The sequence below is a fragment of the Streptosporangium sp. NPDC023615 genome, assembly GCF_040640155.1.
Taxonomy (GTDB): Bacteria; Actinomycetota; Actinomycetes; order Streptosporangiales; family Streptosporangiaceae; genus Streptosporangium.
The window spans coordinates 15775-28504 of sequence record NZ_JBFABE010000031.1; the positions used below are offsets into that span (position 1 = coordinate 15775).

15 protein-coding genes are annotated in these 12730 nt (G+C 71.5%); 12 read left to right on the forward strand and 3 right to left on the reverse strand.

Features of this window, described 5'->3' with window-relative positions; translation table 11 throughout:
• The first annotated feature begins 431 nt into the window (after positions 1-431).
• Both AB0G16_RS21720 and AB0G16_RS21725 read left to right on the forward strand, forming a co-directional pair.
• Entirely contained in the window at positions 432-1049 is a 618-nt protein-coding gene (locus AB0G16_RS21720) for a DUF47 family protein (RefSeq protein ID WP_030924556.1), read from the forward strand.
• Positions 1050-2054, forward strand: a complete 1005-nt coding sequence (locus AB0G16_RS21725; RefSeq protein ID WP_362807600.1) for an inorganic phosphate transporter — start codon at positions 1050-1052, stop codon at positions 2052-2054.
• A 182-nt stretch (positions 2055-2236) separates the two neighbouring features.
• Here the strand turns inward: AB0G16_RS21725 and mshD are convergent, their stop codons facing one another.
• A complete protein-coding gene (gene mshD / locus AB0G16_RS21730) occupies positions 2237-3160 on the reverse strand; it encodes a mycothiol synthase (RefSeq protein WP_362807603.1) in 924 nt (307 codons plus the stop codon).
• Between the two features lie 395 nt (positions 3161-3555).
• Between mshD and AB0G16_RS21735 the strand changes: the two genes are divergently transcribed.
• Positions 3556-5361, forward strand: a complete 1806-nt coding sequence (locus tag AB0G16_RS21735) for a bifunctional metallophosphatase/5'-nucleotidase (protein WP_362807606.1) — start codon at positions 3556-3558, stop codon at positions 5359-5361.
• A 266-nt stretch (positions 5362-5627) separates the two neighbouring features.
• Here the strand turns inward: AB0G16_RS21735 and AB0G16_RS21740 are convergent, their stop codons facing one another.
• Entirely contained in the window at positions 5628-6341 is a 714-nt protein-coding gene (locus tag AB0G16_RS21740) for a response regulator transcription factor (protein ID WP_362807609.1), read from the reverse strand.
• Positions 6342-6547: 206 nt separating this feature from the next.
• On the opposite strand from AB0G16_RS21740, the gene AB0G16_RS21745 reads away from it, so the two are divergent.
• From AB0G16_RS21745 to AB0G16_RS21785, 9 genes are all read left to right on the forward strand, one after another.
• Positions 6548-6799 carry a MoaD/ThiS family protein gene (locus AB0G16_RS21745; RefSeq protein ID WP_362807612.1) on the forward strand — a complete coding sequence of 84 codons (252 nt, stop codon included), beginning with the start codon at positions 6548-6550 and terminating at the stop codon, positions 6797-6799.
• A 177-nt stretch (positions 6800-6976) separates the two neighbouring features.
• On the forward strand, positions 6977-7657 hold the full coding sequence (locus AB0G16_RS21750) for a DUF2993 domain-containing protein (protein WP_362807615.1): 681 nt from the start codon (positions 6977-6979) through the stop codon (positions 7655-7657).
• Positions 7658-7708: 51 nt separating this feature from the next.
• Positions 7709-8221 (forward strand): sigma-70 family RNA polymerase sigma factor, encoded by a 513-nt coding sequence (locus tag AB0G16_RS21755; RefSeq protein WP_362807618.1) that lies wholly within the window; start codon positions 7709-7711, stop codon positions 8219-8221.
• Positions 8218-9090 (forward strand): zf-HC2 domain-containing protein, encoded by an 873-nt coding sequence (locus AB0G16_RS21760; RefSeq protein ID WP_362807621.1) that lies wholly within the window; start codon positions 8218-8220, stop codon positions 9088-9090. Before AB0G16_RS21755 ends, AB0G16_RS21760 begins: the two co-directional genes overlap by 4 nt.
• Before the next feature lie 81 nt (positions 9091-9171).
• Positions 9172-9588, forward strand: coding sequence for a thioredoxin family protein (locus AB0G16_RS21765; RefSeq protein ID WP_362807781.1), 417 nt, complete (start codon positions 9172-9174; stop codon positions 9586-9588).
• Between the two features lie 91 nt (positions 9589-9679).
• Positions 9680-9763 (forward strand): putative leader peptide, encoded by an 84-nt coding sequence (locus AB0G16_RS21770; RefSeq protein ID WP_362807785.1) that lies wholly within the window; start codon positions 9680-9682, stop codon positions 9761-9763.
• Between the two features lie 63 nt (positions 9764-9826).
• Positions 9827-10225, forward strand: a complete 399-nt coding sequence (locus AB0G16_RS21775; protein ID WP_362807625.1) for a DUF4395 domain-containing protein — start codon at positions 9827-9829, stop codon at positions 10223-10225.
• A gap of 15 nt (positions 10226-10240) precedes the next feature.
• Positions 10241-11080, forward strand: coding sequence for a sulfurtransferase (locus tag AB0G16_RS21780; RefSeq protein WP_362807628.1), 840 nt, complete (start codon positions 10241-10243; stop codon positions 11078-11080).
• On the forward strand, positions 11080-11376 hold the full coding sequence (locus tag AB0G16_RS21785) for a DUF1416 domain-containing protein (protein WP_362807631.1): 297 nt from the start codon (positions 11080-11082) through the stop codon (positions 11374-11376). Before AB0G16_RS21780 ends, AB0G16_RS21785 begins: the two co-directional genes overlap by 1 nt.
• 172 nt (positions 11377-11548) lie before the next feature.
• On the opposite strand, the gene AB0G16_RS21790 is transcribed toward AB0G16_RS21785, so the two are convergent.
• A complete protein-coding gene (locus AB0G16_RS21790; protein ID WP_362807633.1) occupies positions 11549-12649 on the reverse strand; it encodes a DsbA family protein in 1101 nt (366 codons plus the stop codon).
• Positions 12650-12730: the final 81 nt, after the last annotated feature.

The following is a 12730-nucleotide window of genomic DNA, read 5'->3' on the forward strand; positions in this document are numbered from 1 at the left end:
GCTCGGTGACCGAGGGCCGAGGGCCGGTGGAGCGGGCCGGCAGGCCCGGCGTGAGGGGGCCCGACGCGGCGGGGTGACGGTTCGTGATGGAAATCACCCTGATCGTCGGCCAGGGCCGCGGACCCCGGCCGACCTCTGTGGATCTCGTCATACCCGCTGAAATCGGGCATCCGGGAGAAGACCGTGGGCGACGTGCCGGACGGTCTTGCCGGAGAGAGTCCCATATGTGACCTGGCTTCGGCATAATGTGGCCGAAAACCAGCAAAACGGTCACGGAAAGTTGCCCTCAAGGCTGCCTCAAGCCGAGTGTCTCCGGGTATGCGCCGGGTAGCGACATGAGGAAGAGCGCGTGTCTAGCGGGTGAAGTTCGCATTTCCGCTGGTAACCCGTACCCTTCTCTGCGGACCATCCCCGCACATCTGGAGAACGACGTGCGCCTGCGTCTCACACCGAGTGAGGACAGCTACTACGACTTGTTCGCCGACTCGGCGAACAACCTCGTCACAGCGTCCCGTCTGCTGGTAGAGATCATCAGTGACGGATCGGACCGGGAAGCCCTGGCCGAGAAAATGCGCGCATGTGAGCACGCCGGTGACGAGCGTACTCACGCGATCATGAACCGGCTCAACGAGAGCTTCATCACCCCCTTCGACCGCGAGGACATCTACCGCCTCGCCTCGAACCTCGACGACGTCATGGACTACATGGAGGCGGCCGCCGACCTCATCGTCCTGTACCAGATCGACCACCTTCCCAAGGAGGTCGTCCGGCAGGTGGAGGTCCTGGAACGCGCCGCCGAGCTCACCGCCGAGGCCATGCCGAGGCTGCGCTCCATGAAGAACCTGAACGAGTACTGGATCGAGATCAACCGGCTGGAGAACCAGGCCGACCAGGTCTACCGCCGCCTTCTCGCCAAGCTCTTCGGCGGGGAGTACGACGCGTTGACCGTCCTCAAGATGAAGGAGGTCATCGACCAGCTCGAGATGGCCGCCGACGCCTTCGAGCACGTGGCCAACACGATCGAGTCGATCGCGGTCAAGGAAAGCTAAGTGGATCTCACGCTCGCACTCGTCATCGGCGTGGTGGTCGTGGCGCTGGTGTTCGACTACACCAACGGCTTCCACGACGCCGCGAACGCGATCGCGACCTGCGTCTCGACGCGCGCGCTGACGCCGAGGGCCGCGCTGTTCATGGCCGCGGCCATGAACTTCCTGGGTGCGCATCTCGGTACACAGGTGGCCGCCACGGTCGGCAGTGGCATCATCGACGCCCCGAGCGGCAGCCACGGTCTCGTCATCGTGGGGGCCGGCCTGATCGGCGCGATCACCTGGAACCTCGTCACGTGGTACTTCGGTCTCCCCTCCTCCAGCAGCCACGCGCTGATCGGTGGCCTGGTCGGCTCCGCGGTCGCCTCGGCGAGCACCGTCCACTGGGACGGGGTGGTGGAGAAGGTCGTCATCCCGATGATCCTCTCCCCGCTGATCGGCTTCAGCCTCGCCGGTCTCGTCATGATCGGCATCCTGTGGGGGTTCCGCAGGTCCCAGCCCGCGAAGACCAACCGCGGGTTCCGGCACGCGCAGATCGTCTCCGCGGCGGCCATGGCCCTGGGCCACGGTCTGCAGGACGCGCAGAAGACCATGGGCGTCATCTTCCTGGCCCTCGTGGTCGGCGGTTACCAGAGCCAGGGTGACCCGATCCCGCAGTGGGTCATCCTCGCGGCCGCCACGGCCATCTCGCTCGGTACGTACGCGGGCGGATGGCGGATCATGCGGACGCTGGGCCGCCGGATCATCGCGCTCGACCCGCCGCAGGGGTTCGCGGCGGAGGCCGCTGCGGCGACCGTGCTCTACACCGCGGCCATCGGCTTCGGCGCCCCCATCTCGACGACCCACACGATCACCAGCGCCATCATGGGCGTCGGCGCCACCAAGCGCCTGTCGGCCGTGCGCTGGGGCGTGGCGGGCAACATCGTGACCGCCTGGATCCTGACGATCCCGGCGGCTGCGCTGGTCGCCGTGCTGTCCTACTTCGCCCTCCACTGGATGGTCGAGTAGCCGGCCGCGAGAGACGGGACGGGGCACGGCAGGACGGGCACGCCGCATCGCGGGCGTCCGCGCCGACGACCGTGCGGGAACGCCGGCCGGGAAGATCCCGGCCGGCGTTTCGTCACCGCGGGGCCGCGGGGCGGGCGGCACGGGTCCACCGCCGGCACGCCGCCGCCGCGCCCCGGGCGGGGCTATCGGCGGTACATCACGTCGACGTCCCACCGGGTGAAGCCGAGCTTCTCGTAGAGGCGGATCGCGGCGGGGTTGCTCTCGTCCACGTACAGCATCACCTGGCTCAGTCCCCGTGATCGCAGGTACTCCAGGCCCGCCAGGGTCAGCGACCGGCCCAGGCCGCCGCCCTGCTCGGCGGGGTCGACGCCGACCACGTACACCTCGCCGATCGGCTCGTTGGCGTGGTCGCCGTCGTCGTGCACCTTGGTCCAGTGGAAGCCCACCGGCCGGTCGCCGCCGTCGGGGCCGTCCTGCCGTACGGCGAGGAAGAAGCCGGCCGGGTCGAACCACGGTTCCCGCTCGCGCAGCCTCAGGTCCTCGATCGTCCACGCGCCCTGCTCGGGGTGGTGGGCGAAGGCCCTGGCGTTGAGCGCCAGCCACGCCTCCCGGTCGGAACCGCCGGGCTGGAACGTGCGCAGGCGCACGCCCTCGGGGAGCTCGAAGCCGGGCAGGTCGCCGGCCAGGGGGCGGCGCATCCGCCACAGCGATCTGACCCTCTCGAACTGCGCCGACCGGGCGAGCGCCTCGGCCGCCGGGTGTCCGCCGTGCGCCCACAGGCGCAGGCGCCCGCCGGCCCGGTCGAGCGCGGCCCGCAGCAGGTGGGCCCCGTACCCCCGCCGGCGGAAGGCGGGATGGACGACCAGTTCCCCGACCGGGCCCTCGACGGGATCGGCCGGGTCCACGTGCGCGTACCCCACCAGGTCGTCCCCGGCGTACAGGAGTACCGCCCCGATCCGTTCGTCCCCGCCGTAGCGCAGGTGCAGCAGGGCCTGTTCGTTGAGCGGCCCGACCCCGTCGGCCTCGGTGGCCGCCTCCGCCACCTCGAGGATCGCGGCCACCTCGGCGCCGCCGAGCGTTCCCCGGTGTTTCACACGCGCGTTCATGATGTGGACTCTAGGCGGGCGCGACGACCGCGGGGACGGCGGGGACGGCGACGACGGCGCGGCGGCGGGAACGGCGGTCCGTGGACGGCGACGACGGCGCGGCGGCGGAGGCGGCCACCAAAGCCACCAAAGCCACCAAAGCCACCGGGGATACCGGGGACACCCGAGGTGACGGACGGTAAGAGAGGGTGACGGTGGGCGACAGGGCGGGGAGGCCGGCGAAAGAGGCCGGTGGAAAGGGGGCCGCCGCAAGAAGGTGACGGAAAGGGGACCGCGGAGGAGACCGGCGAAAGGGGCCGGTGAGGGAGACTGGCAAAAGCCGCCAGCTACCGGTCCGGTGAATCGTTATCTCTCGGACGTTCCATGGTCAGACGGTCCCCCTAGTGTCATGGTTCATGATGTCTCGTTCCTTCCAGCGGCTGGCGATGGCGGGCGTGCTCGCCGGTGCCGGTCTGGTGCTCGCGATGGGACCGGCCGAGGCGGGCAAGAAGCCCGTCAAACCCGCCAAGACGGTGCCGGTCCGCCTGCTCTCCCTCAACGACTTCCACGGCAATCTCGAGCCTCCGTCCGGGTCGTCCGGCCGCATGGTCGACGAGACCGGAGCCACCGTCGAGGCGGGCGGCGCCGCGTACGCCGCCACGCACCTCAAGCAGATGTCCGACAGGAACACCCTCAAGGTCGCCCAGGGCGACCTGATCGGCGCCACCCCCCTGATCTCCGCGGCCTACCACGACGAGCCGTCGGTGGAGTTCCTCGGCAAGATCGGTGTCACCGCCTCCGCCGTGGGCAACCACGAGTTCGACGAGGGGTACGCCGAGCTCCGGCGCATCATGAACGGCGGCTGCCACCCGGTGGACGGCTGCTCGCCCGCGGGCGTGTGGAAGGGCGCGAAGTTCAGCTACCTCGGCGCGAACGTGATCTTCAAGCGGCCGACGCGGAACGCGGAGAAGCAGGCGCTGGAGGCCCTCGGCGGCACGAACACCGGCGCGCTGCGCGGCCTGCTCAAGGAGTACGGCATCCCCGCGCTGCCCCCGGTCGCGATCCGCTGGATGAACGGCGTGCCGATCGGCTTCATCGGCCTGGTCACCCGGACCACCCCGAGCATCGTCACCTCCGAGGGCATCAAGGACCTGGAGTTCATCGACGAGGTCAAGGCCGCCAACGTCGCGTCCAGGCTCCTCAGGATCGTCGGCATCAAGGCCCAGGTCGTGCTGGTGCACGAGGGCGACCAGGTCACCGCCGGCCAGTCGCCGGACGCCTGCAGCGCCCAGCCGGGCGCGGGCAACCGGATCGCCACGCAGGTGGACGCCGAGATCGACATGATCCTCAGCGGCCACTCGCACCAGGCCTACCTGTGCACGGTGTCCGACCCCAAGGGCGCCAAGCGCCTGTACAGCCAGGGCGGTTCCTTCGGCCGCGTCATCACCAAGGTCGACTTCCAGGTGGACGTCAGGACCCGTGACGTGGTGCGCTCCACGGTGGTGGCCGACAACCAGGTCGTGACCAGGACCGTCACCCCCGACCCGGAGATCACCGCGTTCGTCCAGACGTGGAAGGACCGCGTCGCGCCGGTGGCCAACAGGCCGATCGGCAGGATCACCGCGGACATCACCAACACCGCGGTGGCCTCCGGGGAGTCCCCGCTGGGCAACCTCATCGCCGACGCCCAGCTCGCCGCGACGAGGACCGGTGGAAACGCCCAGATCGCCCTGATGAATCCCGGCGGCGTGCGGGCCACCCTGACCTACGCGGGCTCGGCCGCGGGTGAGGGGGACGGCGTGGTGACGTACGGCGAGGCGTTCACCGTGCAGCCGTTCAACAACCTCATGCAGGTGGTCACGCTCACCGGAGCCCAGCTCAGGACCGTGCTGGAGCAGCAGTTCACCGGCGGGCCCAACGCCCAGGCGTTCACCAAGATCCTGCAGCCGTCGTCGAACTTCACCTACACCTACAGCGCGAGCGCGCCGTGGGGGTCGAAGGTCTCCGACATGAGGATCGACGGCGTCGCCGTGACGGACACGCAGACGATCAGGGTGGCGGCCAACAACTTCCTGGTCGGAGGCGGGGACGCGTTCCTCGCCTTCAGGGACGGCACCGACCTGTGGAGCGGCCCGCTGGACATCGACGCGTTCACCGCCTACTTCGCGGCGAACCCGACGATCGCCCCGCCGGTCCCCGGCCACATCACGGTCGTTCCGTAACCCCGGCGGGACCCGACGCGGACGAGGCCCGCCGGACACCTCCGGCGGGCCTCGTCATGTGTCACGGGAGGGCGGCACGCCGTACGTCCCGCGCCGTACGTCCCGCCGGGCGGAGCCCCCGGGCGGGCACGAGGACGGCATGGGGAACAGCGCGAGGACGGCACGAGGACGGCACGGGGCCGGGACCGGCCGCGCGGCGGACCGGCGGGCGGTACGGGGACGGGCGAGGACGGGCGAGGACGGGCGAGGCGACCGTGGGCCGGCCGCTAGTTGTGGGCGGGCTCGCGCTCGTCGACGGGCTCGTTGCCGCGCTCGGGCACGAACCGGTACCCGACGTTGCGGACGGTGCCGATCAGCGCCTCGTACTCGGCGCCGAGCTTGGCGCGGAGCCGCCGGACGTGGACGTCCACGGTGCGGGTGCCGCCGAAGTAGTCGTACCCCCAGACCTCCTGGAGGAGCTGGGCGCGGGTGAAGACCCTCCCCGGGTGCTGCGCCAGGTACTTCAGGAGCTCGAACTCCTTGAAGGTCAGGTCCAGGGCGCGGCCGCGGAGGCGGGCGGTGTAGGTGGCCTCGTCGATGGAGAGGTCGCCGTTGCGGATCTCGTCGGGCACGTCCTCGGCGGCGGAGAGGCTGAGCCTGCCCACGGCCATCCGGAGCCGTGCCTCGACCTCGGCGGGGCCGGCGGTGTCGAGGATGACGTCGTCGGCACCCCACTCCGCGGTCAGCCCGGCCAGGCCGCCCTCGGTGACGATCACGACCAGGGGGCAGGCCACGCCCGTGGTCCGCAGCAGCCGGCACAGGCTCTTGGCCTGGACGAGCTCGCGGCGCGCGTCCACCAGGATCGCGTCGGCGGGCGGGGCGTCGAGCAGGGCGGACGCCTCCGCCGGTGACACCCGCACGGAGTGCAGCAGCAGTCCCAGCGCCGGGAGCACCTCGGTCGAGGGCTCAAGGGCGTTGGTGAGCAGCAGGAGATTGCTCACGATGTCTCCTTCCCGCGTCAGCCGGCGATTGGCCGTACAAACACGTAAGGACCCGGGGGCTACGTTGCCCAGGTCCCGTAGTAGGTGAGGATAACCCACGGGGGTGAGGCGTCCAGCGAACGTCCACCTGGTGAACACCGGTTCTCCAGGTGAATTCGCCGTAACGGCGCCGTCACCGCGCGTGTCGACGAGGAGACGATTCACAGATGGCGACGGGCATTGTCAGGTACTGGGCGGCGGCCAAGGAGGCGGCGGGCGTGGCCGAGGAGCCGTTCGAGGCCGCCACGCTTGCCGAGTTGATGACCAAAATCACATCGGGGCGAGACGCGTTGGCTCACGTGGTGAGACGGTCGTCGTTCCTGGTCGACGGGGCGCCGGTGGGCCTGCGGGCCCACGGGACGGTCGTCCTGGCGGACGGGGCGACGGTGGAGGTGCTGCCCCCCTTCGCGGGAGGCTGAGGAGGACCGAGGGGCGCGGGGGGCGAGGGTGCCGGCGGGTGGCGCGGGGGCCGGCGGGAGACCGGAGGGTGACCGGGCCGGGGAGCTACCACCCGCGCGCCGTTTCGGACAGGATGGCCGGGGGAGAGCATGCCCACGGCCTCACCCCCGGAAGCCGCGGAGTGAACAGGGAGTCGGATGCGTAAGCTCATCGCTTTTCTGGTCCTGCTTCTCGTCGTCGTCGCGGTACTGGACCGGGTGGCGGTCACCGGGGTGCAGCGCGAGATCGCCACGCAGGCGGCGGCCAAGTACGACCTGTCCGTCCCGCCCGAGGTCACCATCGAGGGCATCCCCTTCCTCACCCAGGCGATCGCCGGCCGCTACGAGAGGGTCGACGTCGCCGCGGGCGAGATGACGATCTCGGGCATCGCGCTCTCCAGCGTCGACTTCACCCTGCGCGGCGTCACCGCGCGGCTGGAGGACCTCGTCATGAACCCCCAGCAGGTCGACATGCGGGCCGAGCGGGTGGAGGGGGCGGTGGTGGTGCCGGTGGCGACGCTCAACCAGCGGGCACCCCAGGGGATGAAGGTCAGTGTCGCGGGCGGCGCGCTCGCGGTGAAGGGGGAGATCACGGTGCTGGGGCGGCGGGTGCCCGCCGAGGCGACCATGAAGGTGCGGGTCGTCGAGGGCGGCCTGCAGCTCGTCCCCGAGAAGGTGACCCTGGGCGGCGGCATCGCGGTGCCCGATCCCGAGCGGTTCCTCAGCTACCGCGTCCCGATCGGGAAGCTGCCCTACAACCTCAAACTGACCGACGTCCGCACCGTCCCGGAAGGGCTGCGCATCTCGGGGACGGCCTCGGACGTGCCCCTGCGCGGCTGAACGCGTCGTCCCGTGTCTGAACCGGATCGCCCCGCCGTACGTCGTGAGGGTGTGAGCCAAGCCGGAACCGCCGACGAGCAGCTCGTCAGGGCACTCTTCGACGAACACGGCGGGCCGCTCTACGGCTACGTGCTGCGGCTGACGGGAGACTCGGGAAGGGCGGAGGACGTCGTGCAGGAGACACTGCTGCGGGCCTGGCGCCATCCGGACGCGCTGACCGGACGATCCATCCGCGCCTGGCTGTTCACGGTGGCCCGCAACCTCGTCGTGGACCAGCACCGGGCGCGCAGCGCGCGCCCGCCGGAGACGGGTGACGAGGCGCTCGCCGTGGTGCCCGCCGAGGACGAGCTGGACAAGGCCGTGGAGTCGTGGGCGGTGGCCGAGGCGCTCGCCGCGCTCAGGCCGGAGCACCGCGAGGTGCTGGCCGAGGTCTACTACCAGGGCAAGTCCGTCCGGGAGGCCGCCGACGCGCTCGGCATCCCCGCCGGGACGGTCAAATCGCGCACGTATTACGCGCTTCGGGCGCTCAAGCTGGCGCTGGAGGAGCGGGGGCTCGCGCCATGACCATGACCTGTGACGAAGTACGGATGTCGCTCGGGGTCTACGCCCTCGGCGCCCTGGAGCCCGACGAGCAGGCCCTGGTCGAGACCCATCTGGCAGGGTGTGCCCGCTGCCGGGCGGAGCTGGAGGAACTGGCCGACGTGGCCACGTTCCTCGGCAGGGTGTCCCAGGACGACGTGGCGCAGGTGGCGAGCCCGCCCGGGGCGGTGCTCGACCGGCTGCTCAGCGCCGGTGCCAGGCGGCGCCGCACGACCCGGCTGATGCTCTCGCTGGCCGCCTCGGTGCTGGTGGTCGGGCTCGGCGGGGGGACCCTGTGGGCCGTGACCCAGTCCGGGGGGCCGGACGGCATGGCGGCCTCCGCTCCGCAGCCGGCCGCCGACCGGGACCCGGCCGCCGGGGGCGGCGGCCCGGAGAGCGGGACGTACCCGCGCGACCCGGGCTCGCCCGAGGCCGACGCGAGGGCGGAGGGCCCGCCCTCGCAACCGTCCTCGTCGTCCTCGCCGTACTCGTCGGCACGCCGGTCGCCGGGGCCGGGGCCGGAGACGCTGGTCGCGCCGGACGAGCCGCTGAGGTGGGAGGGACGGAGCGGCGCCGTGCGCGCCGAGGTGACCGCGCGGGCCGGGCAGGAGGGCACCGCCCTCACGGTCGTGCTCACCGGCGCGGCCGAGGGCACCCGCTACCGGCTGAGGGTGCTCGGCGACGGCGGCCTCGAGGAGACGGCGGGCGGCTGGATCGTCGCCGGGACCACCCGGCAGGGGACCGGCGTCCCGGAGGCCTTCACGGCCACGACCACGATCCCGCCCGAGCGCATCACCTCCTTCCGGATCGTCACCGCCCAGGGACGGGTGGTGCTCACCGTCGACGCCCCCTGAGCGGCGGGACGGGTGCCGCTCAGGGTCGGCGCCCCCGATCGGCGGGAATCGCGCGGGGTGGCCGGCGCGTTGTCGTTCGTCATGACCGGGTGGACGGTGCTGGCCGTCACGCTCGCCCTGGCCACGCTCGCGGGCGTGCTGCTGCGGCGGCGCGACGGCGCGGTGCGGAAGGCGAGGGGCGGGGTGGAACGGCTCACCGCGAGTGACCTGCGGGTGGAGCTGGGGGAGCGGGCGACCCTCGTGCAGTTCTCCAGCGCCTTCTGCCAGCCGTGCCGGGCGACCCGGCGGATCCTCGACGAGGTGGCCCGGCTGGTGCCGGGCGTCGCGCACGTGGAGGTCGACGCCGAGTCCCGCCTGGATCTGGTCCGGTCGCTGAACATCCTGCGGACCCCCACCGTCCTGGTGCTGGACGCGTCCGGCCGGGTGGTGCGGCGTGCCTCGGGCCAGCCCAGGAAGGCGGACGTGATCGGCGCCCTGGGGGAGGCGGTGGACGGGTGAACGGCGCACCCTACCGTCCATCGAGCGATCATGTCTCAGAAATTGGACAGGGATGTGACAGATGGCGGGACGCCGGGGTAATGTCGTGGGCATGAACCCCACGACAGAGCTGCTCACGAAGCGGCGCGCGGTTGATTTCTGCCGCGTGACCACCGCGCTCTGTCGCGTTTCCTAAGGGCGATCTCAAGCGGCCGTCCGAGCCGCACCGATCTGCACGACCCTTCAGGAGCATCAAGCGATGCAAGCCGATCCCCGAGCTCTCCGTTTCGCCGCGGCCGTCACCGCCGTCGTGCTCGCACTCGTCCTGGTCACCGGCAGCGCCTGGCTGCTGGCCGCGCAGGCCGCGGTGTTCGCACTGGGCGTCGCCGGCCTCTCGCCGTACGGAATGGTCTTCGGGGGGCTGGTGAGAAGTCCTCCCCGTCAGACGGAGGACGCCTCGCCGCCGCGCTTCGCGCAGGCGGTGGGTCTCGTCTTCGCCCTGGTCGGCCTGGTCGGATACGTCGCACAGATCACGCCGCTGGCCCTCGGCGCCACCGCCGCGGCACTCTTCGCCGCCTTTCTCAACGCCGCTTTCGGGCTCTGCCTGGGCTGCGAGATGTACCTGATCATTCGTCGTCTACCACCCGCCGCAAGATGATCCCGGAGGATCAAAATGAGCCGCTCCGCCGTCCTGGTCGACGCCGACTGGGTCGAGGCCAACCTCGACACCCCCGGTGTCGTACTCGTTGAAGTGGACGAGGACGCCAGCGCGTACGACACGGGCCACATCCGTGGAGCCGTGAAGATCGACTGGAAGCAGGACCTCCAGGACCCGGTCCGTCGTGACTTCGTCGACCGCGAGGGCTTCCAGGCGCTGCTGTCGTCCCGGGGCATCGCCAACGACGACACCGTCGTCCTCTACGGCGGCAACAACAACTGGTTCGCCGCCTACGCCTACTGGTACTTCAAGCTCTACGGCCACGAGAACGTCAAGCTCCTCGACGGCGGCCGCAAGAAGTGGGAGCTCGAGTCCCGCGAGCTGGTCAAGGACGTCACCACGCGCCCCGAGACGAGCTACCGGGCCAAGGACCAGGACCGGTCCATCCGCGCCTTCCGCGACGACGTCGTCGCCGCGATCGGCAAGCTCAACCTGGTCGACGTGCGCTCGCCCGACGAGTTCACCGGCAAGCTGCTCGCGCCGGCCCACCTCCCGCAGGAGGCGGCGCAGCGCGGCGGCCACGTTCCCACCGCCCGCAACATCCCCTGGTCGAAGACCGCCAACGACGACGGCACCTTCAAGTCGGACGAGGAGCTCACGTCCCTCTACGAGAGCGCGGGCATCGACTTCACCAAGGACACCATCGCCTACTGCCGCATCGGGGAGCGCTCCGCGCACTCGTGGTTCGTCCTCCACGAGATCCTCGACCAGGCCAGCGTCAAGAACTACGACGGATCGTGGACCGAGTACGGCTCGCTGATCGGCGTGCCGATCGAATTGGGAGAGGCACGCTGATGACTCAGGGATGCGCAGCACCGGAACAGACGGCCGCGATTCCGGCCGGGATCGACCTCGCGGGACAGGCCGTGATCCAGGGCGTGGTCTCGGGCGCGGGCAGGGCGTACGCCCGCCTGCTCGACCACGCCGGCGAGTTCACCGGTGAGGTGGTGGTGTCGGACGACGGCGTCTTCCGCTTCTTCGCCGCCCCCGGTGACTGGACCGTCCGCATCATCGCGGGCGGTGGCGTCAGCAAGGACATCCCCGCCCAGGCGCGCCTGGGCGAGGTCACCCAGCTCGCCGTCAGCGTCTGACCCGCCGGGTCCGAGCCGCTCTTTCGGAAAGGACCGGTACCCCGCGCGGGGTACCGGTCCTTTCGCGATGCGGGACCTTTCAGGCTTTCCCGGCGACCGGCGACCGGCGACCGGCGACCGGTGGTCGGTGGTCGGTCACCCGTGACCCGTGTGACCCGTGATCGGTCATCGGTCAGACGGCCAGGCGGTCCTCGACCCGCCGCAGGGCGTCGGTGTAGTCGGGCTCGGGGGCCATGGCCGCCGCCAGGCGCAGGTGCGGCAGCGCCTGCTCGTGCCGGCCGGAGCGCTCCAGGGTCCTGCCGAGCAGGAAGCGGGCGTAGTGGTCCCCGGGGGCGTGCTCCAGCAGCGACTCCAGCGTCCGCCGCGCCCGGCCGAGCTGAGCCGAGCCGAAGTAGGCGCGAGCCGCCAGCAGGCGTACGGCGGAGTCGTCGCCGTGCTCGGCCAGCAGCGGCTCCAGCGTCCGCAGGGCGCCGAGCGGGTCCCGGACGCCCAGCAGCGCCTCGGCCTGGCGCAGCCACCTGACCTCGTCGGGGACCTCCCTGGCGGGAGCGGCGTTCTGCGCCAGGTCGGCGAGGACCTCCGGGGGCTGCGCGCCCGCGACCGCGGTGTCGCCCACCAGGAAGGTCGGCGAGGTGGAGACACCGATGGCCTTGCCGCGCAGCAGCTCGGAGCGGACCTCGTCCGCGCCGTCACCGCGCTCCAGCGCCTCGGCCATGCCGTGCAGGCCGGCCTCGGAGGCGAGCGCCGCCAGGGTGGCGCGGTCGGCGATGTCGGCGCCCTCGACGAAGTGGGCACGCAGGATCCGCTCGACGACCGTCTCCTGCAGCGACGCGCCGCCCAGCCCGTAGGCGAGGGCGATCACCCGGTGGGCGTCGAACGTGTTCGCCCGCCACACCGCGCCCCAGCGCCGCGTGCCGTCCGCGTCCTCCCGCGAGACGTGACTCCCGGAGCCGCCGGCCGGTTCGCCGGTGCTCCCGGCGGCCGGTTCGCCGGTCCGCTCGGCGGTCGTCTCGCCGATCCGCTCGGCGGCGGCGACGCGCGCGACACGGGCCCGGTTCTCGGCCGGGGCCAGGACGGGGTGGCAGGCCCGCAGGGCGCCCTCGGCGACCGGGTCGCGAAGGGCCTCCTCCAGGGGCTGGGACGGTGTCGGAGCCATCGGGTCGATGACGTACGGACGCCAGACGATCTCCACGTCCTCGCCGATCCCGGCCTTCTCCAGGCGTCGCTTGCCGACATAGGCCCACGCGCACGCCATGTCGGCCCAGATCTCCATGCGCTTCATGGTCCCTGTAACAGCGACGGCGCCGAGCATCATCCACCGGGCCGGACGCGGAAGCCCCGACCGCCGGCCCGG

Excerpts from the sequence above, each read along its gene's own strand:
- mshD (WP_362807603.1), bottom strand. The coding sequence starts at position 3,160 with ATGAACGCGCGTGTGAAACACCGGGGAACGCTCGGCGGCGCCGAGGTG.
- AB0G16_RS21735 (WP_362807606.1), top strand. The coding sequence starts at position 3,556 with ATGATGTCTCGTTCCTTCCAGCGGCTGGCGATGGCGGGCGTGCTCGCC.
- AB0G16_RS21745 (WP_362807612.1), top strand. The coding sequence starts at position 6,548 with ATGGCGACGGGCATTGTCAGGTACTGGGCGGCGGCCAAGGAGGCGGCG.
- AB0G16_RS21750 (WP_362807615.1), top strand. The coding sequence starts at position 6,977 with ATGCGTAAGCTCATCGCTTTTCTGGTCCTGCTTCTCGTCGTCGTCGCG.
- AB0G16_RS21760 (WP_362807621.1), top strand. The coding sequence starts at position 8,218 with ATGACCATGACCTGTGACGAAGTACGGATGTCGCTCGGGGTCTACGCC.
- AB0G16_RS21765 (WP_362807781.1), top strand. The coding sequence starts at position 9,172 with ATGACCGGGTGGACGGTGCTGGCCGTCACGCTCGCCCTGGCCACGCTC.
- AB0G16_RS21770 (WP_362807785.1), top strand. The coding sequence starts at position 9,680 with ATGAACCCCACGACAGAGCTGCTCACGAAGCGGCGCGCGGTTGATTTC.
- AB0G16_RS21775 (WP_362807625.1), top strand. The coding sequence starts at position 9,827 with ATGCAAGCCGATCCCCGAGCTCTCCGTTTCGCCGCGGCCGTCACCGCC.
- AB0G16_RS21780 (WP_362807628.1), top strand. The coding sequence starts at position 10,241 with ATGAGCCGCTCCGCCGTCCTGGTCGACGCCGACTGGGTCGAGGCCAAC.
- AB0G16_RS21785 (WP_362807631.1), top strand. The coding sequence starts at position 11,080 with ATGACTCAGGGATGCGCAGCACCGGAACAGACGGCCGCGATTCCGGCC.
- AB0G16_RS21790 (WP_362807633.1), bottom strand. The coding sequence starts at position 12,649 with ATGGAGATCTGGGCCGACATGGCGTGCGCGTGGGCCTATGTCGGCAAG.